The following is a 23,913-nucleotide window of genomic DNA, read 5'->3' as shown; positions in this document are numbered from 1 at the left end:
GATCCGTCGGTAGATGTGAAGTGGCGATACGGAGACCCGATGACCAGAGCAGACCGGCCCGCGAAGACCCCACGTACGACGGGTTGGTTCCGGACCAAATCGATCGAGCAGTCGATCGAGGACACCGACGAGCCGGACACGAAACTCCGGAAAGAACTCGGATCCTGGGATCTGACCGTGTTCGGCGTCGCCGTCGCCGTCGGTGCCGGCATCTTCACCCTGACCGCGCGGACCGCAGGAAACGTTGCGGGACCGGCTGTGTCGTTGGCCTTCGTGCTCGCGGCGATCGCCTGTGGCCTCGCGGCGCTGTGCTACGCGGAGTTCGCGTCGACGGTGCCCGTAGCGGGAAGTGCGTACACGTTCTCGTACGCGGCGTTCGGCGAGTTCATCGCATGGATCATCGGATGGGATCTGATCCTCGAGTTCGGCCTCGCAGCCGCCGTGGTGGCGAAGGCATGGTCGCTCTATCTGGGCGATCTGCTCGGTACGTCCGCTCCGGTGCTCGAGATCGGTTCTCTGAATTTCGACTGGGGCGCACTGCTGATCGTGGTGGTCCTGACGGTGCTGATCGCGTCGGGTACCAAGTTGTCCTCACGGGTGTCGCTGGTGATCACCGCGGTGAAGGTCATCGTCGTTCTCTTCGTCGTGGTCGTCGGCGCGTTCTACATCAAGGTCGCCAACTACGATCCCTACATTCCGCCGTCGGAGCCTGCGTCGACCGGCGAGGGGCTGCACCAGTCGCTGTTCTCGTTCGTCACCGGTGCCGGCGGCAGCACCTTCGGTTGGTACGGACTGTTGGCTGCGGCGTCACTGGTGTTCTTCGCGTTCATCGGTTTCGACGTGGTCGCCACGACCGCGGAGGAGACCAGGGAACCCCAGAAGGCACTGCCGCGCGGGATTCTCGGATCGCTCGCGATCGTGACCGTGCTCTACGTGGCCGTCACGTTGGTGCTGACCGGAATGGTCAAGTACACCGATCTGGCCGGCGACAGCTCCACGCTGGCGACGGCGTTCGAGCTGAACGGGTTGACCTGGGCCAAGAACATCATCTCGTTCGGTGCCCTCGCCGGTCTGACGACCGTGGTGATGGTGTTGATGTTGGGGCAGACCCGAGTGCTCTTCGCGATGTCGCGCGACGGACTGGTGCCGCGGGGACTGGCACACACCGGAAGCAAGGGCACGCCGGTTCGGACGACGATTCTGGTGGGTGTCATCGTCGGTCTCCTCGCTGCCTTCGTTCCGCTGGGAACGCTGGAGGAGATGGTGAACATCGGCACGCTGTTCGCGTTCGTGTTGGTGTCTGCGGGTGTGCTGGTTCTGCGCCGGACTCGACCCGACCTCGAGCGTGGCTTCCGGGTGCCGTGGGTTCCCTTGGTGCCGATTCTCGCCGTCCTGGCCTGCTTGTGGCTGATGCTCAACCTGTCGGTGGAGACGTGGTTGCGGTTCCTGGTCTGGATGGCCGCAGGCGTCGTGATCTACGTCCTGTACGGCAGGCGTCACTCGGTGATGGGGCTGCGAGAAGCAGGCAAGTCCAGGACCGAGAAGCCCGAGCGCTGACCCGTGCAGTGACAGCGCTGGGCGTTCATGACCGCTGACCAGCGATTGTGCGGCGAGTTTAGATAGCGTCACATCAGACCGCGGGAATGTTATACCCTCGAAAACAGACTTGGAGGACTCAAAAAGTTCGATGAGAGGGTGTTGCAACAGTGAGTGTGGACGGCCGAATCACTTCTACGGAGGATTCGGGTGTCGCTTTCGGGGGGCGGGATTCGAAGGCCAGTGAACGGTCGGTTCGCTGGCAGGACAACAAACGTTATCTGTGGATGCTGGGGCTGTTGGCCCCGGCGTCGGCGCTACTGCCGTCGCAGTTGGTCTACTGGACGGGCATGCCGCTCTTCTGGTGGAGCGGCGTGCTGGTGTTCTTCGTGATCATTCCGGTGATCGATCTGATCGCGGGCGAGGACGGACACAATCCGGATGCGTCGGCCAGCGAAAAATTGCAGAACGATCGGTACTACCGATGGTGTACGTATCTGTTTCTGCCCGTGCAGTTCGTCGGACTTTTCGTCGCCTGCTGGATGTGGGCCTACGGCGATCTGAGCGTGGTGGACAAGATCGGCCTCGCGGTCACGGTGGGCCTGGTGGCAGGCACGGGTATCAACGCCGCTCACGAACTGGGCCATCGCATCGAGCAGCACGAGCGCTGGTTGGCCAAGGTCGCCCTGTCCCAGACGCTGTACGGACACTTCTTCGTCGAACACAATCGCGGTCACCACGTCCGGGTGGCGACGCCGGAGGATCCCGCGAGCGCACGACTGGGCGAGAGTGTGTGGACCTTCGTGCCGCGCAGCACGATCCGCGGCCTTGCCTCCGCCTGGAAGCTCGAGGCGCAACGACTCCGGCGCAAGGGCCGCTCGGTCGCCAGCCCTTCCAACGCGCTGCTGCACACGTGGCTGCTCAGTGTCGTGCTGTTCGGTTCGTTGCTGATCGTGTTCGGCTGGTCCATCGCGCCGTATCTTCTGGTGCAGGCCGTCGTCGGATTCGTCCTGCTCGAGATGGTGAACTACGTGGAGCACTACGCCCTGCTCCGCGAAACGAACGATCGCGGGAAATACGTTCGGTGCTCGCCTCGCCACAGCTGGAACAGCGACAGAATCTGCACCAACATATTTCTGTACCACCTGCAGCGGCACAGCGACCACCATGCCAATCCGGGCAAGCGATATCAGACCCTGCTCTCCTGCGACGAGGCCCCGCAGTTGCCCGCCGGCTATGCGTCGATGGTGATCCTCGCCGCAATTCCGCCGCTGTGGCGTCGGGTGATGGATCCGCGGGTATCGGCGCACTACCAGGGAGATATCGCCCGCGCGAACATCCTGCCCCGAAAACGGGCTCGAATCCTGGCGCGAGCCGGACGAAACGGGTAGAGCGGGTTCTCGACGGTCGGTCGATTCGCCGGTTCCACTCCTGCTCGCTCGGGCAGCCGGTGGTGCCGCCGCGCGGACCCGATAGCCTGGGAACAGATACTCAGTCAACAGGAGAGGCAAGATGACGACCTCAGTTACGTCAGGATCGGCACTCACCGTGGATCGCCGCGGTGGAATCGACTTCAAGGTCGCAGACCTGTCGCTCGCGGAATTCGGCCGCAAGGAAATTCGACTCGCCGAGCACGAGATGCCCGGCTTGATCGCGCTGCGCCGCGAATACGCAGACGTGCAGCCGCTCAAGGGAGCGCGAGTCTCGGGATCGCTGCACATGACCGTGCAGACAGCCGTGCTGATCGAGACCCTGGTTGCACTCGGTGCCGAAGTTCGGTGGGCGTCGTGCAACATCTTCTCCACCCAGGACCACGCGGCAGCGGCCGTCGTCGTCGGGCCCTACGGCACCGTCGAGGAGCCCAAGGGCGTCCCGGTGTTCGCCTGGAAGGGTGAAAGCCTCGAAGAGTACTGGTGGGCGGCCGAGCAGATGCTCACCTGGCCCGAGCAGCCCGCCAACATGATTCTCGACGATGGTGGCGACGCCACGATGCTGGTACTGCGCGGCGCGCAGTTCGAGAAGGCAGGCGTCGTACCGCCGACCGACGACGATCACGATTCGGACGAGTACAAGGTGTTCCTCGGCCTGCTTCGTCGCTCGCTCGAGGCATCGAAGTCCAAGTGGACCGAGGTTGCCGAGTCCGTTCAGGGTGTCACCGAGGAGACCACGACCGGAGTGCTACGGCTCTACCAGTTCGCGGCCGCCGGAGAGCTCACGTTCCCGGCCATCAACGTCAACGACTCCGTCACCAAGAGCAAGTTCGACAACAAGTACGGCACCCGGCATTCGCTGATCGACGGCATCAACCGCGGCACCGACGTCCTGATCGGCGGCAAGGCCGTGCTGGTCTGCGGCTACGGTGACGTGGGCAAGGGCTGCGCCGAGGCGCTCAAGGGCCAGGGTGCGCGGGTCACCGTCACCGAGGCCGATCCGATCAACGCGCTGCAGGCGCTCATGGACGGCTTCGACGTGCGCACGGTCGAGGAGTTCATCGAGCAGGCCGACATCGTGATCACCTCGACGGGCAACCTGTCGATCATCACGTTCGAGCACATGCGCAAGATGAAGCACCAGGCGATCCTGGGCAACATCGGTCACTTCGACAACGAGATCGACATGGCCGGGCTGGAGAAGGCTCCCGATGTCACGCGGATCAACATCAAGCCGCAGGTCGACGAGTACCAGTTCAAGGACGGGCACTCGATCATCGTCCTGTCCGAGGGCCGCTTGCTCAATCTCGGCAACGCCACGGGACACCCGTCGTTCGTCATGAGCAACAGCTTCTCCAACCAGGTCATCGCTCAGATCGAACTGTGGACCAAGCCGGACGAGTACGACAACGAGGTCTACCGCCTGCCCAAGCACCTCGACGAGAAGGTCGCCCGCATCCACGTCGAAGCGCTCGGTGGTTCGATCACCAAGCTCACCAAGGAGCAGGCCGAGTACATCGGCGTCGACGTCGAGGGCCCGTACAAGCCCGAGCACTACCGCTACTGACCGACGGGGCCAGGTCCGGTAGTGGGAAAACTGTTCGTCATCGAAGGAGTCGACGGAGCGGGCAAGAACACGCTCGCCCGTCGGCTCGTTTCGGCGTGGGAACGTGACGGCCTGTCGGTCGAGCGCATCGGGTTTCCCCGGTACCACCGATCGATCCACGCCGATCTGGCTGCGGAGGCGTTGCACGGCGAACACGGCGACACCGCAGGCAGTGTGCACGCGATGGCCCTGTTGTTCGCTCTCGATCGCCGGGACGCGGGCGACGAGATCCGAAAGTTGCTCTCGGACAAAGACATCGTTCTTCTCGATCGGTACGTGGCATCCAACGCCGCCTACACCGCCGCTCGGCTCGAGCAGTCCGCCGACGGCGAGGCCGTCGAATGGATCAGGTCGCTCGAGTTCGACCGATTCGCGGTGCCCGTTCCCGATGTCCAGATTCTCCTCGACGTCCCGGTGGCGCTGGCCGCCGAGCGTGCTGCGGCCCGGGAGAGTGCGGACGCCGCTCGCACCCGGGATTCCTACGAGCGCGACAGCTCACTGCAGAGCCGAACCTCGGCTGCGTACAGCACCCTCGCTGCATCGCACTGGGTGTCGCCGTGGCGGGTCGTCACCGCCGACGTCGACCCCGATCGACTCGCCGCCGACATGTTCAATCAGCCATCAGGGGTTCGGAAAGTGACACCATAGGACCATGAAGCCTCGGATTCTGGTTGTGGACGACGATTCGGCTCTGGCGGAGATGCTCACCATCGTGTTGCGCGGTGAGGGATTCGAGCCCTTCGTGGTCGGCGACGGCACCCAAGCTCTGGCTGCCGTACGTGAGAATCGGCCGGACCTGGTGTTGCTCGACCTGATGCTTCCCGGAATGAACGGCATCGACGTCTGCCGCGTCCTTCGTGCCGATTCGGGCGTGCCGATCGTCATGCTGACGGCCAAGACCGACACCGTCGACGTCGTCCTGGGTCTCGAGTCCGGTGCGGACGACTACATCATGAAGCCCTTCAAGCCGAAGGAACTGGTCGCTCGGGTGCGTGCGCGCCTGCGTCGGACCGAGGACGAACCCGCCGAACTGCTGTCCATCGCAGACATCGTCATCGACGTGCCGGCCCACAAGGTCAGTCGCGGCGACGAACTCGTCTCTCTGACGCCCCTCGAGTTCGACCTGCTCGTGGCGCTTGCCCGCAAACCTCGCCAGGTGTTCACTCGAGAGGTGTTGCTCGAACAGGTCTGGGGTTACCGCCACGCGGCCGACACCCGACTGGTGAACGTGCACGTGCAGCGTTTGCGCGCCAAGGTGGAGAAGGACCCGGAGAACCCCGAGGTGGTGTTGACCGTGAGGGGGGTCGGCTACAAGGCCGGACCGCCGTGATCCGTTTCTCCCATTCTCGGCGGCGGATCAACGGCAAGTTCTCACCGGTACTGCGTTGGTTTCGTTCGCTGAGTACGTCGCTCGGCCATGCCTGGCGACGGTCTCTGCAGCTGCGCGTCGTCGTGTCGACGCTCACGCTGTCCCTGGTGGTCATTCTCATCCTCGGTGTGGTGTTGACCAGCCAGATCACCGATCGACTGCTCGAGGCCAAGTTGTCCGCCGCGACCGAGGAGCTCGACCGTTCGCGGACCACCGTCGAGGGCAACCTCGCCGGAGCCGACGATTCGAGCGGGCTCGCGACACGCCTCGAACGGGCCAGGGCGGCACTGACCAACCAGGATCTGGACGCGGCGTCGACCACCGGGTCGGCGGGATCGTTCGATCCGGTCCTGATCGTGGAGGGCGATGCCACCCGAGCGGAGGCGTCCGTCGGTCCGGTCGATCAGATCCCGAACAGCCTGCGCGACTTCGTCAAGAAGGGCCTGATCAGTTCGCAGTACGCCACGGTGACCGACAGCGACGGCGGGTATTCCGGATCGGCGCTGATCATGGGATCGCCCACCGGATCCGACATCTCGGCCCTGCAGCTCTACCTCATCTTTCCGCTGGCCAGCGAGGATCGTACGCTCTCGCTCGTTCGCGGCACGCTGTTCATCGGTGCGGTGGTGCTCCTGGTTCTGCTCGCGGCGATCGCGATGCTCGTCGCGCGGCAGGTGGTTCTGCCCATTCGTTCGGCGTCGAGGATCGCGGTGCGGTTCGCCGACGGCAGGCTCAAGGAACGCATGCCGGTCCGCGGCGAGGACGACATGGCCAGACTCGCGATGTCGTTCAACGAGATGGCCGAGAGCCTGTCCAAACAGATCACCCAGCTCGAGGAATTCGGTAATCTCCAGCGCCGATTCACCTCCGACGTCAGCCACGAACTACGCACCCCGCTGACCACGGTTCGGATGGCCGCAGACCTCATTCACGACGCCAGCGACGACCTCGAGCCTGCCCTCAAGAGATCCTCGGAGCTGTTGGTCAACGAGCTCGATCGGTTCGAGACCCTGCTCGGCGACCTGCTCGAGATCAGCCGCCACGACGCGGGCGTCGCCGAACTGGCCGCCGAACAGCTCGACCTGCGCATGTGCGCCCGAGCGGCAGTGTCGACCGTGCGGCACCTGGCGCGCGAGACCGGTACCGAAGTGATCATCGACATGCCCGAGACCGCAGTGATCGCCGAGGTCGACCCCCGACGGGTGGAACGGATTCTGCGCAATTTACTGGCGAACGCACTCGACCACGGCGAGGGCAAACCGGTCCTGCTGCGGCTGCGCTCGGACGCCGACGCGGCAGCATTCGTGGTGCGAGATCAGGGAGTCGGGCTGCGACCGGGCGAAGAGAAGCTGGTGTTCAACCGGTTCTGGCGCTCGGATCCCTCCCGCGTTCGACGTTCCGGCGGCACCGGCCTGGGGCTGGCCATCAGCGTCGAGGACGCCCGCCTGCACGACGGTAAGCTCGAAGCGTGGGGAGCAGTGGGCGAAGGCGCATGTTTCCGACTCACCCTGCCGCTCGTGCGCGGGCACAAGGTGATCGGATCCCCACTGCCCCTCAAACCCAGCACCAGGAAATTCGCACAAGGACAACCGATTCCCGCGATCACCGCACCCAAGACATCCGCGTCGGAGCCCGCGACGTGATCTTCTCGTGTCGTCGCAGCACCCGGGTGCTGGCGATGTGCGCGCTCGTCGTCGCCCTCGTCGGCGGCTGCGCCAGCCTGCCCGAATCGTCCAGCCCTCAGGCCATCGGCACCTTGACCGCCGGTGCCGTGCCGACCAGCGCCCCGGCCCCCGAGCCGGGACGCGAGCCCGATCGCCTGCTCGACGACTTCTTCGAGGCCAGCGCGGTCTCGGCCAACAGGCACCAGGCCGCCCGGCAGTTTCTCACCGAGGAGGCGTCGGGAACGTGGGACGACGGCGCACGGACGGTCGTGGCTGACCGGATCGACACCCTGTCCGGTCCTCGAACTGCGGACACCGCGCAGTTCACCATCCGCTCGACGACGGCGGGAATGCTGGCCTCCGGCGGCGAGTACCAGGCCGGCTCGGACACGGTCGACGCCGCGATCGAGATGGCCCGAGTGGACGGTCAGTGGCGGATCTCGAAACTGCCGCCGGGCGTCGTCATCGATCGATCCGCATTTCTGAACACCTATCAGCAGCGATCGCTCTACTTCGTCGATCCGCTCGGTGGCGTACTCGTGCCCGACGTGCGGTGGACCAGCGGATCGCAGGACCAGCTCGCCAACCAGCTCGTGCAGCTGCTCATCGACGGCCCCAAGTCGGCGCTGGCGGCCGCGGTGAGCAACGAACTGTCCGACGATGTGAGTATTCGCGGGCCCATCACCAAGGCGGACGGCCAGACCTCGCAGGTGGGGGTGGGACTCGGCGGCATCAAGATCGACTTCGGTGGCCTGCAGAACAAGGGTGACCGCGATCGCGAACTGCTTGCCGCTCAAGTGATCTGGACTCTCGCCTCGGCGGAGGTAGCAGGGCCGTACGTGTTGCTCGCCGACGGTCAACCCATCGACACGACCAAGCCCGACGGGTGGACGACCGCGGGCGTCGACGCGTTCGATCCGCTGGGCGGTACCGACGAGAGCATCGGGCTGCACGCACTGGCCTCCGGCACATTGCTCCGCGTCGACGAGGCGCAGACCACTCCCGCTCCCGGGTACTTCGGGCAGGCCCGCAACCTGCGTTCGGTGGCGCTGTCGAACGACGGCACCCTCGTGGCAGGTGTCGCGGACACCGGACGGCCCGCCCCTGCGCCGTCGAGCACGCTCATGGTCGGTAGCTACGACGGTGGCGCGTTCCCCGTGGCCGAGGGGCAATCGATCACGCGTCCCACCTGGGGAGCCGACGACAACGCGGCGTGGGCGGTGATCGACGGCACCAACGTCATCCGGGCCGCCCGCGATCCATCCACCGGTCAGGTGTCGGTGATCCCGGTCGAGGCCACCGCCGTCACGACACTCGGCAATCGGATCACCGAACTGCGACTGGCCCGCGACGGGGTGCGAGCGGCGCTCATCGTCGACGGCGTCGTGTACGTGGCGACGGTGGTGCGCGAGCCCTCGGGCGTGTACTCCCTGACCGAGCCGAGGGCCGTGGCCATCGGACTCGGTAGTGACGCCACGAGTCTGGACTGGAGTACGGGCGACACGATCGTGATCGCACGGGTCGCCACCGACACACCGGTGGTCGAGGTGACAGTCGACGGATCCCGGATGGATCCGCTGCCCTCACGCAACCTGACCACTCCGGTGTTGGCGGTGGACGCCTCACCGGAAACGGAGTACGTGGCCGACGCGCGGGCCGTGTTCGCGCTCAACAACACCGATCCGGTCGGCGACCGGTACTGGCGCGAGGTCACCGGATTGACCGGAGTCGAAGCGGTGCCGATTCTGCCCGGCTGACCACGCCGCAGACGTTTGTCGGTGGGCCCGGGCAGACTCCCCGTCCATGCGATCGCTCCTCGATCTGATTCTGCCTCTCGAGTGTGCCGGGTGCGGTGTGCCGGGGGAGCACTGGTGCCCGGTGTGTTCCCTGGCCCTGTTCGTCCCGCCCATCGCCGTTCGTCCACGAGTCGATCCCGGCGTGCCGTGCTGGTCCCTCGGTACGTACACCGGGCCGCGTCGCAGTGGTGTGATCGCCTTGAAGGAGCGAGGTCGACGGTCGGTGGCCCGGCCCTTCGGGCGAGCGCTCGCCGGGGCCGTGGGACATCTGCGCTACGCAGGTGAGATCGATCCTCCCGAGCTCGGTTCGCTGGTTCTGATCTGCGCGCCCTCTCGGGCTCGGGCGGCGCGCGTTCGCGGGGGTGATCCCGTTCTGCGATGCGCTCGGATCGCTGCCGAACAGTTGGCACCGGAGCGAGTGCTCGTTCCCGAGGTGCTCCGCATGAGCGGCGCGGTCCGCGACTCGGTCGGACTGTCGGCCGGGCAACGGCAGCACAACGTGGCGGGCCGGATCGAGGCCGTCGGGGTGACTCGTCCGCGAACCGGCCCACGTGGGACGGAGTCGGCGGACTTCACCGTTCTGCTCATCGACGACGTGGTCACCACCGGCGCGACCTTGGCCGAATCGGCAAGAGTACTAACCGATTTCGGGGTCCCGGTGGCCGGCGCGCTGGTGGTGGCCAGTGCGTGACGGTGAGGTGGAGGGACACGCCGACAACCAATTCGGGGTGAACGGTGGCACACGAGTCGATGACCGACTAACGTCGCGGACACGCCCCAACTGGACCGGATGTGAGGTGATGCCCCGGACTCGAGATGCCGGAAGGTTCCCCATTCGGCATGCACACTTGCCACGTCCAACAGTGGGCGTGGCCGATATCGGGAGGTACGCGTGACGACCCCTTCACAAGCCTCGGTTTTCTTCGACGAGAAGCCCTCGGAAGAACCCGCCAAGAGCAATGCGGACGTTGTGGTCAAGGGCCGCAACGTCGAGATACCGGATCATTTCCGGATATACGTCTCCGAGAAATTGGCTCGCCTCGAGCGCTTCGATCCCTCCATCTACCTGTTCGACGTCGAACTGCAGCACGAACGAAATCGCCGCCAGGCCAAGGCATGTCAACGCGTGGAGATCACCGCGAAGGGCAAGGGCCCGGTCGTTCGAGCCGAAGCGTGTGCCGACAGTTTCTATGCCGCACTCGAAGCGGTGACGTCGAAACTCGAGAGCAGACTCCGGCGCACCAAGGACCGTCGCAAGGTCCACTACGGCGAGAAGAGACCCGTGTCCGTCGCCGAGGCCACTGCCGAACTCGCCGAGGACGACACGCTGGCTCTCGATCCCGAGATCAAACTCGACTCGTTCGAGGACGACCAGAGCGGTCCCGGGCACATCGTGCGAACCAAGATCCACTCGGCTGCACCGATGAGCGTCGACGACGCACTGTACGAAATGGAACTCGTCGGTCACGATTTCTTCCTGTTCCACGACAGCGCAACCGATCGTCCCTCGGTCGTGTACCGACGGCACGCCTTCGATTACGGCTTGATCAGACTCACCTGACCGGACCGCTCGGGACGGCGCGACTCGTTCGCCGTCCGTGAAATCTTTTCACCGCTGCAGGCTCGACACCGGAGACTCGATCCCCACGTCGAGCCTGCAGTGCTGTGTCGGTGTTGTCCGAATGGTCGATCGACGATCTCCGACGACCGACAGTCGGGCTGCCGGGTTCGCAGCGACACCGCCTACCATGGACGCGTTCGGGTTACCCGTCACGCAGAAGTCGTGGTGACGAACCCGTGAGCTCGTGCAGTATGCAGTGTTGTTCGTACCAGTACCCGTGAACCGAGGATCGAGGACGAGAAGCCCGTGCCGTCGCTGTCGTTTTCCAAGCTGCTCCGTGTCGGTGAAGGTCGCATGGTCAAGCGGCTCAAGAGCATCGCCGACCACGTCTCGACCCTGTCTCCGGACGTCGAGAGCCTCTCCGACGACGAACTGCGCGGCAAGACCGCGGAGTTCAAGGAGAGGTACTCCGCCGGCGAGACCCTGGATCAGCTCCTGCCCGAGGCCTTCGCCGTGGCCCGCGAGGCGTCCTGGCGGGTGCTGTCGCAGCGACACTTCGACGTTCAGGTCATGGGTGGTGCCGCCCTGCACTTCGGCAACATCGCCGAGATGAAGACCGGTGAGGGCAAGACCCTGACCTGTGTTCTGCCCGCTTACCTCAACGCCATCTCCGGCGACGGTGTGCACGTGGTGACGGTCAACGACTACCTCGCCAAGCGCGACTCGGAGTGGATGGGCCGCGTGCACCGCTTCCTCGGTCTCTCGGTCGACGTGATCCTTTCCGGCATGACCCCGGTTGAACGCCGTGCCGCATACGCCGCGGACATCACCTACGGCACCAACAACGAGTTCGGTTTCGACTACCTGCGCGACAACATGACGCACTCGCTCGACGACCTCGTGCAGCGCGGCCACAACTTCGCCGTCGTCGACGAGGTCGACTCGATCCTCATCGACGAGGCCCGCACGCCGCTGATCATCTCCGGACCCGCCGACGCGTCGAGCAAGTGGTACGGAGAATTCGCCCGTATCGCGCCGATGCTCAAGGTCGACACCCACTACGAGGTCGACATCCGCAAGCGGACCATCGGTGTGCACGAGGCGGGCGTCGAACTGGTCGAGGATCAGCTCGGTATCGACAACCTGTACGAGGCCGCCAACTCCCCGCTGGTGAACTACCTCAACAACGCGATCAAGGCCAAAGAGCTCTACACCAAGGACAAGGACTACATCGTCCGCGACGGTGAGGTCATCATCGTCGACGAGTTCACCGGCCGCATCCTGGTGGGACGCCGCTACAACGAGGGCATGCACCAGGCGATCGAAGCCAAGGAGAAGGTGGAGATCAAGGCCGAGAACCAGACGCTGGCCACCATCACCCTGCAGAACTACTTCCGTCTCTACGACAAGCTCTCGGGCATGACGGGTACCGCCGAGACCGAGGCCGCGGAACTGCACCAGATCTACGGTCTCGGCGTCATTCCGATTCCGACGAACCGTCCGATGGTCCGCGTGGACAACGGCGATCTGATCTACAAGACGGAAGAAGCGAAGTTCGACGCCGTCGTAGACGACGTCGTCGAGCGGCACGAGAAGGGCCAGCCGGTCCTCATCGGCACCACGAGCGTCGAACGCTCGGAGTACCTGTCGAAGCAGTTCACCAAGCGCGGCGTGGCGCACAACGTGTTGAACGCGAAGTTCCACGAGCAGGAAGCGACGATTATCGCCGAGGCGGGCAGGCAGGGCGCGGTGACCGTCGCGACCAACATGGCCGGCCGCGGCACCGACGTCGTGCTCGGTGGCAATCCGGACATTCTCGCCGACCTGAAACTGAGGAAGCAGGGTCTGGATCCGGTCGAGACCCCGGAAGAGTACGAGGCCGCGTGGGAGCCTGCGCTCGAAGAGGTCAAGGCGCAGGTCAAGGCCGATGCCGATACCGTGCGCGAGGCCGGTGGACTGTACGTCCTCGGTACCGAGCGACACGATTCGCGACGGATCGACAACCAGCTTCGAGGCCGCTCCGGTCGTCAGGGTGATCCGGGTGAATCGCGTTTCTACCTTTCGCTCGGCGACGAACTGATGCGTCGATTCAACGGTGGTGCACTCGAATCGATCATGACCCGGCTCAACCTGCCCGACGACGTCCCGATCGAAGCCAAGATGGTGTCCAAGGCCATCAAGAGCGCTCAGACGCAGGTCGAGCAGCAGAACTTCGAGATCCGCAAGAACGTTCTCAAGTACGACGAGGTGATGAACCAGCAGCGCACCGTCATCTACGAGGAGCGTCGCCGGATCCTCGAAGGTGCCGACATGGAGGGCCAGGTCGAGGGCATGATCACCGACGTGATCACCGCCTACGTCGACGGTGCGACAGCCGAGGGCTACGTCGAGGACTGGGATCTCGAGCAGCTCTGGACCGCACTGAAGACTCTCTATCCGGTGGGAATCGACCACAAGGTGCTCGTCGGCGAGAACGAGGACGGCGAGAAGGACGACCTGAGCCGCGACGAATTGCGTGAGGCGCTGCTCGAGGACGCGCGATCGGCCTACGCCAACCGCGAGGCCGAGATCGACGGAATCGCCGGCGAGAACGGAATGCGTGAACTCGAGCGTCGAGTGCTGCTGTCGGTACTCGATCGCAAGTGGCGCGAGCACCTCTACGAGATGGACTACCTCAAGGAAGGCATCGGCCTGCGTGCGATGGCGCAGCGTGACCCGCTGGTCGAATACCAGCGCGAGGGCTACGACATGTTCCAGGGCATGCTCGACGGCCTGAAGGAGGAGTCGGTCGGCTTCCTGTTCAACCTTCAGGTCGAGGCGACACCGGCTCCGGCGGGGCCCGCGGCCTCGGCAGGTCTCGCGGTCGCTCCAGGACTGTCCTCGCCGGTGGGCTCCGGCCGACCGGCACCGGCACCCGCCGCAGCACCGGCACCGACGGCACCCGCACCGACGGCTCCGGCACCCACTGCTCCGGCACCGACCGCTCCCGCAGTGCCCTCGGCTCTGCGGGCAAAGGGTCTCGACGACCAGGACGAGCAGAGACTGACCTTCTCCGGTCCGGCCGAGGGCGGTGGCACTGCGGTTCGCCGTTCCGGTCCGTCCCCGTCCGGCAGCGAGTCCGCCGCCGAAGGCACCCGCCGCGAGCGTCGCGAAGCAGCGAGGACTCAGAGCAAGGCACCCAAGAAGGCAGCTCGCTCCAAGCGCAAGAGATAGTGCACGACGGTCGCGTCGCCTCCGGGCGAGGAGACCGTCACCCCACTCGTAGCGAGGTGACCGTCCACCCGGGGCGGCGCGGGTCGATCGCCAGCTCGATTCGGCCCGCGAAGGCGAACGTGCGTGGACCGCGGGTGTAGGAGCCGAAGATCTCCGCGGAGACATCCGATCGTACGCCACGTGTACTCGACGCACGGCAGCGAATCCGAGTCGTCTGCCGGGCGGGGGGTTCCGCACGATGGTCCGAACCAGGTCGACCATCGAGGCGGTGAACAACGGTGACAGCTGGTCTGCGCTGCGTCGTCGATCGATGACCTCGATCATCATGCGCATGGCGCGGTCGGCACTCGACCGTGCATCGGCGGGTACCGGTGGCCGGCCGTAGGGCTCGACGCGCGGTCGAGAACGGTTGCTGCGCACGGAAGGTCGGTGCAGAGCCGGCGGCGGCGGTTCGGTGGCCGACGCCGGATCCCACGTGTGTACGGCACCGGTGCAGAGCGGCGGTTCGAACGGTGCGGCACGGGAGAGAAAGCAATGATGCTCGGCGCGGACCCGGGTGCCGGGGGCCGACGTGTCGGAGATGTCCGGCGGGTCGTTCGATTCGATGACGCTCACACCGTCATTGACGGTCCGAGAGCGCGTTCGGTTCCCGTCGGTACCCCGGATCGGCCCGCGATACGGTCCACGACCGACCCCGAGACCGACATCGGCCCGCCACGTACTCTATGTTCGAGCACACTGCGCGCTCGGCCACAGGAATCGGCGCGTACTTCACGCGAGGACGGGGACTGGAACACGCGATGGCGACCAGGCTGACAGCGCAGGATGCGTCGTTCTACTTTCTCGAGGCCAGTAGCAGCCCCATGCACCTCGGGTCGCTCGCCATCTTTCGGACTCCGCGCAGCGGATTCAGCTACGACCGACTGCTGTCGTTGGTCGAACAACGATTGGCCTTGGTTCCCCGGTATCGGCAGAAGGTGCGTGAGGTCGCCTTCGGTCTGGCCAGGCCGGTGTGGGTCGACGACGCGGATTTCGACATCACGTACCACATTCGCCGGTCGGCGCTCCCGAAGCCTGGTTCCGACGATCAGTTGCACGATCTGATCGCGCGACTGACCTCGCGCCCACTCGATCGCACTCGGCCGCTGTGGGAGATGTATCTGGTCGAGGGCCTGTCGAAGAATCGCTTCGCGATCTTCACCAAGTCACACTCGGCCTTGGTCGACGGCGAGCACGCGCTAGACATCGGTCAGGTCATTCTGGATGCGAGCAAGAATCCGCCGCCGATGGCCGAGGAACTCTGGATGCCTGCGCGCGAGCCCAAGGACTCGGCGTTGGTCATCGATGCTCTGACCGAGTTGGTGGTACGTCCTGGGGAGAGCGTCGAGGCTCTGCGCGGTGCGGTCCGCGGGGCTGCCGGTGTCGCGGGCGAGGCAGTGCGTGCCGCCGCGAAGGTCGCGGCGGTTCTGCGCACCGCGACCCAGAGCGCGCCGTCGAGTCCGCTGAACGCCCCGATCTCGCGAAACCGCAGATTCGCGGTGGCCAAGACCGAGCTCGCCGACTACCGGAGAACCCACAACAGGTTCGACTGCTCGATCAACGACGTGGTGCTCGCTGTCGTGACCGGGGCACTGCGCAATTGGCTGCTCTCTCGGGGAGAGCCCGTCACGGCCTCCTCGACGGTGCGGGCCATGGTGCCCATGTCGGTGTACGTCTCGGCCGATCGGGTCGGTTTCGGAGATGCGGCCGAGCGGCCGGTCGAGCCGGCCGAGGACGATCGCAGCGAGGTCTCGTCGTTTCTGGTGGACCTGCCCGTCGGTGAATCGAATGCTGTGGTGCGGCTCTCGCACATTGCGCACGCCACCGAGGCGCATGCCAAGCAGAGTCGCGGAGTCACCGCACAGACACTGATGCGCATCTCCGGGTTTGCGCCTGCGAGCCTGCACGCGATGGGCGCGCGGGCGGGCAGCAGGCTCTCTCAGCGGGTGTTCAATCTGATCGTCACCAACGCGCCAGGACCCCAGTTCCCGCTGTACGTGGGTGGTGCGCGCATGCTCGAGATGTATCCGGTGTCGCCGCTGTTCGAGAACCAGGCGATGAGCATCGGGTTGACGTCCTACGACGGCTACGTGTTCTTCGGGCTCAATGCCGATCGAGGTGCCATGCCCGACGTGGACGTCGTCACGGCGCTTCTGCACGAGGCATTGGAAGAGTTGGTCGATGCCAGCAACGAATCGAGAGTGTGAGGTCTTTGCAATGCGTGTCTACGTTCCGGCGACGCTGGAGTTCTTGAAAGTGTTGTCGGCGGAGGGCGAGTTCAGCCCGGTCTCGCGCACGGCCTTCGCGGTGACACCGACGCTGCGTGAGGCGTACTCGTCCGGCGACGACGAGGAGCTTGCCGAGGTGGCGATGGGGGAGGCCGCGCGGGCCTCTCTGCGACTGATCGCCGCCGCCGTCGACGACGAGAGCGATACCGGTACGGTCGCCGAAGGGGTGGTGTACCGGCGGGCGGTGATCGCGGCCGATGTGGACGATCCCACTCTGCGCCCCGATCTCGACGATGCCGTCGTCCGGCTGAAGGAACCGTTGCGGATGGATCAGGTCGCGTCGGTCCACGTCGATCTCGAAGGGGCCAAATCGGCGGTGGCCAAGGCCGTCGCTGCCGTCGATGCCGCGGACATGGGTGACGTGGACGCGGAGTTCGTGCTCGGCGACGCCGAGGATCACACCCTCGCGTGGTACGCCCCGCAAGAGTTGTCGTTTCTGCTCGAACTGCTGTGACTCGGCCGTGTTCGATCGGGCACGATTCACATCGGCGCAGGTGTTCCCGAACCCGAACCCGAACCTACGGTAGCGTAACCTCGATGACCGCAAGCGGTTCAGTATCTCGATCGAGGGGATGGAACACCCGATGGATCTGAAGAAGTGGCTGGAGGCTCCGGCGGCCGGAGTATCGGCCCCCAAGCGTCCGAGACTGAACATGGTGCGTGGTGCCTTCACCCGCATCACCACTCCCTTGTTGCCCGATGACTACCTGCATCTGGCGAATCCTCTCTGGTCCGCACGCGAACTCCGCGGTCGCATCGTGCGAGTGGAGAAGGAAACCGCGACGGCGGTGACCCTGGTGATCCAGCCGGGTTGGGGCTTCAACTTCGATTACCGGCCCGGCCAGTACATCGGGATCGGGTTGCACCTCGGCGGGCGTTGGCACTGGCGGTCCTACTCGCTGACCTCTCCGCCGAACTGGGAGGACAAGCTGATCTCCATCACCGTCAAGGCGATGCCGGAAGGCTTCCTCTCGTCACACCTGGTCGGCGGTGTCCCGCAGGGAACCATCGTTCGGCTGGCCGCCCCTAAAGGCAATTTCGCGCTGCCCGTGCCGCCGCCGAACAAAATCTTGTTCGTCACGGCAGGCAGCGGCATCACCCCGATCATCTCGATGCTGCGGGCATTGGATCGGCACGGCGACATGCCCGACACCGTGCACATCCACTCGGCACCCACCGAGGACGAAGTCATGTTCGCCGCCGAGATCGCCGCGCTGGAGAAGTCTCATCCCAACTTCACCTCGCACGTGCAACTGACGCGGTCGGACGGCAAGTTCGCACTCGCCTCGCTCGACGAGCTCTATCCCGACTGGCGCACGCGTGACACCTGGGCGTGCGGGCCTGCAGCTCTGCTCGAAGAGATCGAGAAGACCTGGAAACGCGAGGGGATCGAGGACCGGCTTCACCTGGAGCGGTTCGAGATCTCGCGCGCCGACACCTCCGGTGCAGGCGGCACCGTCACGTTTTCCAAATCGGACAAGAAGACCACCGTCGACGGCGCGACCAGCCTGCTCGAAGCCGGTGAGAACGTCGGCGTTCAGATGCCGTTCGGCTGCCGGATGGGTATCTGCCAGACGTGCGTTGTCCCGTTGACGGCAGGGCATGTGATCGACCTTCGTTCGGGTAAGGAACACAGTGAGGGCGACCGCGTCCAGACGTGCATTTCCGCTGCTGCGGGCGATTGCACACTGGAACTGTAGGTCTGTTTTTCGCACACCGCCTTCTCAGACTGTTCGGTTACGCTTACGTAGGTTGCCCACGTCGAAACCCGATATTTCGGGCACTGCACTCAACTGTTGGAGGACCCGGTGGCTATCACCGACATCAAAGAGTTCGCTCATCTCAGCGAAGCGGACATGGAAGCGTTCGGTCGTGAACTGGATGCGATTCGTCGAGACGTCGAAGACAGCCGCGGCGAGCGCGATGCCGCCTACATCCGTCGGACGATCAGACTGCAGCGGCTGCTCGAGCTCGGTGGCCGTGCGGTGCTGCTCGGCAGCAAGTATCGGCCGGCCTGGTTCGTGGGTACGGCGATGCTCAGTGTCGCCAAGATCGTCGAGAACATGGAACTCGGCCACAACGTGATGCACGGGCAGTGGGACTGGATGAACGATCCGGAGATTCACTCCACCTCGTGGGAGTGGGATCAGACCGGTCCGTCGGAGCAGTGGAAACGCGCCCACAACTACTCGCACCACACGTACACCAACATCGTCGGCATGGACGACGACATCGGCTTCGGCATCCTGCGGATGACCCGCGACGAGCCGTGGAAGCCGATCAACCTCGTTCAGCCGCTCGCCAACATCGTGCTGGCCACCACCTTCGAGTGGGGCATCGCGCTGCACGATTACGACGCGCAGAAGCAGTTGGACGGCGAGGACGAGAAGGGCCTGCTGAAGTCTCCGGCGACCCGCGCCTTCGCGCGCAAGATCGCCAAGCAGGTCGGCAAGGATTTCGTGCTGTTCCCGGCACTGTCCGGTCCGGCGTGGAAGTCGACGTTGACCGCCAACGCGACGGCCAACCTCGTCCGGAATTTGTGGGCGTACGCGGTGATCTTCTGTGGTCACTTCCCCGACGGGGCAGAGAAGTTCACGATCGGCCAGTTCGAGACCGAGACACGACCCGAGTGGTACCTGCGTCAGATGCTGGGCAGTGCGAACTTCGACGCCGGTCCGGTCATGGCGTTCATGAGCGGCAACCTCTGCTACCAGATCGAGCACCACATGTTCCCGGATCTGCCGAGCAACAGGTACTCGGAGATCGCCGAGAAGGTGCACGCTCTGTGCGAGAAGTACGACCTGCCGTACACCACGGGGTCGCTCGGCAAGCAGTACCTGCTGGCGCTGCGGACCATTCACAAGCTGTCGCTGCCCGACTCGTGGTTGCGTGCCACGTCCGACAACGCTCCCGAGACGTCCTCCGAGCGACGGTGGCGCGTAGGGGATTCGCCTGCCGTTCATGCTCTTCGGATCGATCCGCTGACCGGGCAACGTCGCGGTCTGCGGTCGGCGATGCAGGAGGCGCGTGTGAGCCTGCGCAACGCCAAGAAGGAAGCCAGGCGTCAGGCCAAGGCCCTTCGCCGATCGGGCGACCGCGCGTCGTTGTGAATCGTCACACACATTCCCGGCGCTAACCTACGGAACCGTAAGTTACGATACGGTAGGTGACGGAATCACACATGGCCTGATACGCGAGCTGTGTGTTCACGACTGCCAGGAGGTTGTTTCCCGTGGCGATTACGGACGTCAAAGAATACGCGCATCTGACCGATGCCGACATCGAGGCGTTGGGCCACGAGCTCGACGCCATCCGGCGTGACATCGAAGCGTCCCGCGGTGAACGCGACGCCCGGTACGTCAAGAACACGATCCGCCTGCAGCGATCCCTCGACATCGGTGGCCGGGCCGTGCTCTTCGCCAGCCGTCGTCGTCCGGCGTGGCTCGTCGGCACCGCCATGCTCGGTGTCGCGAAGATCATCGAGAACATGGAGCTGGGCCACAACGTCATGCACGGCCAGTGGGACTGGATGAACGACCCGGAAATCCACTCCACGTCGTGGGAGTGGGACAACACGGGGCCGTCCGCTCACTGGAAGCAGACGCACAACTACATTCACCACAAGTACACCAACGTGCTCGGCATGGACGACGACGTCGGCTACGGTCTGCTGCGCGTCACCCGCGATCAGCGGTGGAAGCCCTTCAACATCGGCAACCCCGTCTACAACCTGCTGCTGCAGTTGTTCTTCGAGTACGGAGTGGCGCTTCAGCACCTCGAACTGGGCAAGGTCGCCAAGGGTCGAGTGCCGCGTGAGGAATTCGAGCAGAAGCGGCGCGAGGTGCTCGAGAAGGTCGGCAAGCAGATCGGCAAGGACTACGTCCTGCATCCGTTGCTGACCGGTCCCGCCTGGAAGAGCACGTTGACGGCGAACATCGCCGCCAACATGATCCGCAACGTGTGGACCAACACCGTCATCTTCTGCGGCCACTTCCCCGACGGTGCGGAGAAGTTCACCAAGTCCGACATGGAGGGCGAAACTCAGGGTCAGTGGTACCTGCGTCAGATGCTCGGCAGTGCGAACTTCAACGCAGGCCCCGTCATGGAGTTCATGAGCGGCAACCTGTGCTACCAGATCGAGCACCACCTGTTCCCGGATCTGCCCAGTAACCGCCTGCGCGAGATCAAGGTTCGAGTGCTCGAACTGGCCGAGAAGTACGACCTGCCGTACACGACCGGCTCGATCGTCCACCAGTACTTCCTGTCGTGGCGAACCATCGCCAAGCTGTCGCTGCCGAACAAGTACCTGAAGGCGACCAGTGACGACGCTCCCGAGACTGCGTCCGAGCGCAAGTGGGCCGATGCTCCGGCCGGTTTGTTCACCGTCGATCCCGAAACGGGCAAGCGTCGCGGTCTCCGCACCGCCATCGCAGAGACGAAGAAGCGCAAGGGAATTCGCAGCCTGGTCCGCAAGGCCGCGTAAGTTCCGAACGGCGTGCAGCCTGGTGGCAACCGACCCCGAAAGGGGGGTTGCTACCAGGCTTCGTTCGTTCGAACGGCTTCGAGGAGCAGACGCACGGCCGCGACGCGTCGGGCCGCGTCTCCGGTCAAGGTGTCCAGAGCGCACTCGGGGTCGGCGGGTGGGCCGAGGTGGGTGCATCCTCGGGGACAGTTCTCGATGGTGTCGGCCAAATCGGAGAACGCTGCGACGACGTTCTCGGGGGAGATGTGCGCCAGTCCGAACGACCGGATACCGGGAGTGTCGACCACCCAGCCGCCGCCGGGCAGAGGGAGCGCCACCGACTGCGTCGAGGTGTGACGGCCCTTCCCGACGCCCGAGACCACACCGGTGGCGCGATATGCGTCGGGTACGAGCCTGTTGACGAGCGTGGACTTTCCGACGCCCGAGTGGCCGATGAGCGCCGTCACCGAGTTCGTCAGCATCGCGGTCAGCTCGGTGAGGTCCTCGGACTGGCCTGCCAACACCACCGGGACGTCCAGGTCGGCGAAGGCCGCGGTGAATTCCTCGGGGTCGGCCAGATCGCTCTTGGTCAGGCACAGGACCGGTTCGAGTCCGCCGACGTACGCAGCCACCAGTGCCCGCTCGACGAAACCGGTCCGAGGCGGCGGGTCCGCGAGCGCGGCCACGATGAGCAGCCGGTCGGCGTTGGCCACCACCACCCGCTCGAACGGATCGGTGTCGTCCGCCGTGCGCCGCAACACCGTGCGCCGCTCGGCGACGCGCACGATTCGGGCCAGAGTGTCGACCTTGCCCGACAGATCTCCGACGATGCCGACCTCGTCGCCCACCACGATCGGAGTACGGCCCAACTCGCGGGCACGCATCGTCACCACCGGCCGTGCCGGGTCACCGCCGAGCACACAACCCCATCGGCCGCGGTCGACGGACACCACCATGCCTGCTTCGGCGTCGTTGTGTTCGGGTCGAGTCTTGGTCCGTGGACGCGAACTCTTGCCCGGTCGGATACGAACGTCGGACTCGTCGTATCGGCGCGCGGTCAGGAGCCGACCCCGCTCGGTGTCGACGCGGACAGCATTGCGTCCCACAACATCTCGAAACCGGGCAGAGTCTTGGCTGTGGTACCGATGTCGTCCACCTCGACCCCGGGGACACGCAGTCCGACGATTGCGCCCGCGGTGGCCATCCGGTGGTCGGCGTACGAGTGCCAGACGCCTGCGTGCAGCGGAGCCGGATCGATGCGGATGCCGTCGTCCGTTTCCACGGCGCGCCCACCCAGTCGGACGATCTCGGTTGTCAGTGCGGCGAGTCGGTCGGTCTCGTGGCCCCGCAGGTGGGCGATGCCACGCAGAATCGACGGACCTTCGGCCAGTGCGGCGAGTGCCGCGACCGTCGGGGTCAGCTCGCCGACATCGTGAAGATCGAAATCGATGCCGCGCAACGTATCCGGGCCCTCGACGGTCAATATGCCTGCAGTCAGGTCGACTCGAGCGCCCATCCGGGTGAGTATCTCGCGGAAGGCATCGCCGGGCTGGGTGGTCGATTCGGGCCAATTCGGCACGCGCACTCGGCCTTCGGTCACCGCCGCTGCAGCGAGGAAAGGGGTGGCGTTGGACAGATCCGGCTCGATGATCCACTCGATCGGCGCGACCGGTCCGGGGTGCACCCGCCAGGTGTTCGCGTCACCACCGGACTCGGGGGAATCGACTCGGACGCCGGCGCGCCGCAACATGTCCACGGTCATGTCGATGTGCGGCATGGACGGAACAGGCTTGCCGATGTGGTGGATTTCGATTCCCTCGTCGAACGCCGCCGCGGAGAGCATCAGACCCGAGACGAACTGCGAGGAACCCGAGGCGTCGATGTCGACCGATCCGCCGCGCAGCGAACCGGTGCCGCGCATCGTGAACGGCAGAGCGCTGCCGTCGATCTCGGCCCCCACCGCACGCAGGGCGTCGAGGATGGTGTCGAGTGGCCGAATGCGAGCCTGTTCGTCGCCGTCGAACGACACCTCGCCCGCGGCGAGGGCAGCCAGGGGCGGCACGAAGCGCATGACGGTACCCGCCAGACCACACTCCACGGCTCCTCCGTGCAACGGAGCCGGAGTCACGCGCAACGCCGTCCTGTCGTCGTCCGCGGCGATGATCTCGATCCCCAAGGTTGCCAGGGCGTCGATCATGAGATCGGTGTCACGGCTGCGCAGAGCACCGGTGATCGTGGACGAGCCGGAGGCGAGCGAGGCGATGATCAGTGCGCGATTGGTGATCGATTTCGATCCGGGCAGAGTGACTGTCGCGTCGACGGGTGCGACGGCGGCGGGGGCTGTCCAATTGCTCACCGGTCCATCTTCTCTCATTCGATGTCAGCGCGCGGCGATGGGCGCGGTTGTGGCACGGGTGAGCCCGATGAGATCGGCTGGTGCGAGTTCGATTTCCAGTCCCCGGCGACCTCCGCTGCACAGAATCGTCTCGAAGCCGAGAGCCGAGTCGTCGATCGCGGTGGGCAGGGATCTGCGTTGCCCGAGTGGTGAGATACCGCCGAAGACGTACCCGGAGGAGCGCTCGGCGGCAGCCCTGCCGGCCATCGCGATCTTCCTGGTGGACAGCGCAGCGGCCGCGGCCTTGAGGGAGAGCATCGCCGTCACCGGAACGATCGCCACCGCCAGCGAGCGATCTGCTCGTTCCACGACGAGCGTCTTGAAGACCTGTTCGGGTCGAACGCCGAGCCGTTCGACGAGTATCCGGGCTGCCTCCTCGCCGTAGGACTGCACCCGAGCATCGTGGTCGTACGAGTGCACGGTGTGCGCCACCTTTCGTGCGGTGAGCAGCGCGAGAGCGGGTGTGGACGCAGTCATTCCCCGGACTCTAGCGACCGAGCGGGAACACGACGGGACGACGCCGTGTTGTGTAACGACAGATACGGATGCAGGCG

General features: G+C 65.2%; 19 protein-coding genes. 16 read left to right on the top strand and 3 right to left on the bottom strand.

Annotated features, from left to right (window positions below; all coding sequences use genetic code 11):
• The first annotated feature begins 39 nt into the window (after positions 1–39).
• The 16 genes from NY08_RS08060 to NY08_RS07990 all read left to right on the top strand — a co-directional run bounded on the left by NY08_RS08060 (position 40) and on the right by NY08_RS07990 (position 20,985).
• Complete coding sequence (locus tag NY08_RS08060; protein ID WP_032398289.1) at positions 40–1,557, top strand: amino acid permease; 1,518 nt, start codon at positions 40–42, stop codon at positions 1,555–1,557.
• 266 nt (positions 1,558–1,823) lie between these two features.
• On the top strand, positions 1,824–2,927 hold the full coding sequence (locus NY08_RS08055) for an alkane 1-monooxygenase (protein ID WP_045199982.1): 1,104 nt from the start codon (positions 1,824–1,826) through the stop codon (positions 2,925–2,927).
• Positions 2,928–3,048: 121 nt separating this feature from the next.
• Positions 3,049–4,533: an adenosylhomocysteinase gene (ahcY, locus tag NY08_RS08050; protein WP_032397661.1), complete on the top strand. Its 1,485-nt coding sequence runs from the start codon at positions 3,049–3,051 to the stop codon at positions 4,531–4,533.
• Positions 4,534–4,554: 21 nt separating this feature from the next.
• Entirely contained in the window at positions 4,555–5,220 is a 666-nt protein-coding gene (locus NY08_RS08045) for a dTMP kinase (protein WP_045195774.1), read from the top strand.
• Between the two features lie 4 nt (positions 5,221–5,224).
• Positions 5,225–5,902 (top strand): MtrAB system response regulator MtrA, encoded by a 678-nt coding sequence (mtrA, locus tag NY08_RS08040; RefSeq protein ID WP_027496508.1) that lies wholly within the window; start codon positions 5,225–5,227, stop codon positions 5,900–5,902.
• Positions 5,899–7,584 (top strand): MtrAB system histidine kinase MtrB, encoded by a 1,686-nt coding sequence (gene mtrB / locus NY08_RS08035; RefSeq protein WP_045195773.1) that lies wholly within the window; start codon positions 5,899–5,901, stop codon positions 7,582–7,584. Before mtrA ends, mtrB begins: the two co-directional genes overlap by 4 nt.
• Positions 7,585–7,619: 35 nt before the next feature.
• Positions 7,620–9,362: an MtrAB system accessory lipoprotein LpqB gene (lpqB, locus tag NY08_RS08030; RefSeq protein ID WP_045199980.1), complete on the top strand. Its 1,743-nt coding sequence runs from the start codon at positions 7,620–7,622 to the stop codon at positions 9,360–9,362.
• Positions 9,363–9,408: 46 nt separating this feature from the next.
• Positions 9,409–10,092: a ComF family protein gene (locus tag NY08_RS08025; protein ID WP_045195771.1), complete on the top strand. Its 684-nt coding sequence runs from the start codon at positions 9,409–9,411 to the stop codon at positions 10,090–10,092.
• A 201-nt stretch (positions 10,093–10,293) separates the two neighbouring features.
• The gene (gene hpf / locus NY08_RS08020) at positions 10,294–10,962 is read left to right on the top strand and encodes a ribosome hibernation-promoting factor, HPF/YfiA family (RefSeq protein ID WP_032397665.1); all 669 of its coding nucleotides are present in this window, start codon (positions 10,294–10,296) and stop codon (positions 10,960–10,962) included.
• A 306-nt stretch (positions 10,963–11,268) separates the two neighbouring features.
• On the top strand, positions 11,269–14,175 hold the full coding sequence (gene secA / locus NY08_RS08015; RefSeq protein WP_045195769.1) for a preprotein translocase subunit SecA: 2,907 nt from the start codon (positions 11,269–11,271) through the stop codon (positions 14,173–14,175).
• Between the two features lie 238 nt (positions 14,176–14,413).
• Positions 14,414–14,560 carry a hypothetical protein gene (locus NY08_RS26035; protein WP_158462516.1) on the top strand — a complete coding sequence of 49 codons (147 nt, stop codon included), beginning with the start codon at positions 14,414–14,416 and terminating at the stop codon, positions 14,558–14,560.
• A 415-nt stretch (positions 14,561–14,975) separates the two neighbouring features.
• Entirely contained in the window at positions 14,976–16,421 is a 1,446-nt protein-coding gene (locus NY08_RS08010) for a WS/DGAT/MGAT family O-acyltransferase (RefSeq protein ID WP_045199978.1), read from the top strand.
• 10 nt (positions 16,422–16,431) lie between these two features.
• Positions 16,432–16,956, top strand: a complete 525-nt coding sequence (locus NY08_RS08005) for a DUF6912 family protein (protein ID WP_045195767.1) — start codon at positions 16,432–16,434, stop codon at positions 16,954–16,956.
• A gap of 130 nt (positions 16,957–17,086) precedes the next feature.
• Entirely contained in the window at positions 17,087–18,202 is a 1,116-nt protein-coding gene (locus NY08_RS08000; RefSeq protein ID WP_032398293.1) for a ferredoxin reductase, read from the top strand.
• A gap of 108 nt (positions 18,203–18,310) precedes the next feature.
• Positions 18,311–19,612 (top strand): fatty acid desaturase family protein, encoded by a 1,302-nt coding sequence (locus tag NY08_RS07995; protein WP_032398294.1) that lies wholly within the window; start codon positions 18,311–18,313, stop codon positions 19,610–19,612.
• A gap of 122 nt (positions 19,613–19,734) precedes the next feature.
• Positions 19,735–20,985: a fatty acid desaturase family protein gene (locus NY08_RS07990; RefSeq protein ID WP_032397669.1), complete on the top strand. Its 1,251-nt coding sequence runs from the start codon at positions 19,735–19,737 to the stop codon at positions 20,983–20,985.
• Between the two features lie 50 nt (positions 20,986–21,035).
• On the opposite strand, the gene rsgA is transcribed toward NY08_RS07990, so the two are convergent.
• The 3 genes from rsgA to ybaK are packed head-to-tail and all read right to left on the bottom strand — an operon-like array spanning position 21,036 to position 23,836.
• Positions 21,036–22,070 (bottom strand): ribosome small subunit-dependent GTPase A, encoded by a 1,035-nt coding sequence (gene rsgA, locus NY08_RS07985; protein WP_045195765.1) that lies wholly within the window; start codon positions 22,068–22,070, stop codon positions 21,036–21,038.
• A complete protein-coding gene (aroA, locus tag NY08_RS07980) occupies positions 22,022–23,338 on the bottom strand; it encodes a 3-phosphoshikimate 1-carboxyvinyltransferase (protein WP_032397670.1) in 1,317 nt (438 codons plus the stop codon). The genes rsgA and aroA overlap by 49 nt, the downstream gene beginning before the upstream one ends.
• 6 nt (positions 23,339–23,344) lie before the next feature.
• Positions 23,345–23,836 (bottom strand): Cys-tRNA(Pro) deacylase, encoded by a 492-nt coding sequence (ybaK, locus tag NY08_RS07975; protein WP_045195763.1) that lies wholly within the window; start codon positions 23,834–23,836, stop codon positions 23,345–23,347.
• Between the last annotated feature and the right edge of the window lie 77 nt (positions 23,837–23,913).

The organism is Rhodococcus sp. B7740, assembly GCF_000954115.1.
Classification (GTDB): Bacteria; Actinomycetota; Actinomycetes; order Mycobacteriales; family Mycobacteriaceae; genus Rhodococcoides.
Note: the sequence above shows the minus strand (reverse complement) of the source record. Positions and strands in the feature narration are given on the sequence as shown.

What these genes read in the sequence shown, in the direction of transcription:
- aroA (WP_032397670.1), bottom strand. Translation starts at nt 23,338, where the DNA reads ATGAGAGAAGATGGACCGGTGAGCAATTGGACAGCCCCCGCCGCCGTC.
- ahcY (WP_032397661.1), top strand. Translation starts at nt 3,049, where the DNA reads ATGACGACCTCAGTTACGTCAGGATCGGCACTCACCGTGGATCGCCGC.
- NY08_RS08005 (WP_045195767.1), top strand. Translation starts at nt 16,432, where the DNA reads ATGCGTGTCTACGTTCCGGCGACGCTGGAGTTCTTGAAAGTGTTGTCG.
- NY08_RS08055 (WP_045199982.1), top strand. Translation starts at nt 1,824, where the DNA reads ATGCTGGGGCTGTTGGCCCCGGCGTCGGCGCTACTGCCGTCGCAGTTG.
- ybaK (WP_045195763.1), bottom strand. Translation starts at nt 23,836, where the DNA reads ATGACTGCGTCCACACCCGCTCTCGCGCTGCTCACCGCACGAAAGGTG.
- mtrA (WP_027496508.1), top strand. Translation starts at nt 5,225, where the DNA reads ATGAAGCCTCGGATTCTGGTTGTGGACGACGATTCGGCTCTGGCGGAG.
- NY08_RS08025 (WP_045195771.1), top strand. Translation starts at nt 9,409, where the DNA reads ATGCGATCGCTCCTCGATCTGATTCTGCCTCTCGAGTGTGCCGGGTGC.
- NY08_RS08000 (WP_032398293.1), top strand. Translation starts at nt 17,087, where the DNA reads ATGGATCTGAAGAAGTGGCTGGAGGCTCCGGCGGCCGGAGTATCGGCC.
- NY08_RS26035 (WP_158462516.1), top strand. Translation starts at nt 14,414, where the DNA reads ATGGTCCGAACCAGGTCGACCATCGAGGCGGTGAACAACGGTGACAGC.
- NY08_RS08060 (WP_032398289.1), top strand. Translation starts at nt 40, where the DNA reads ATGACCAGAGCAGACCGGCCCGCGAAGACCCCACGTACGACGGGTTGG.
- NY08_RS08010 (WP_045199978.1), top strand. Translation starts at nt 14,976, where the DNA reads ATGGCGACCAGGCTGACAGCGCAGGATGCGTCGTTCTACTTTCTCGAG.
- lpqB (WP_045199980.1), top strand. Translation starts at nt 7,620, where the DNA reads ATGTGCGCGCTCGTCGTCGCCCTCGTCGGCGGCTGCGCCAGCCTGCCC.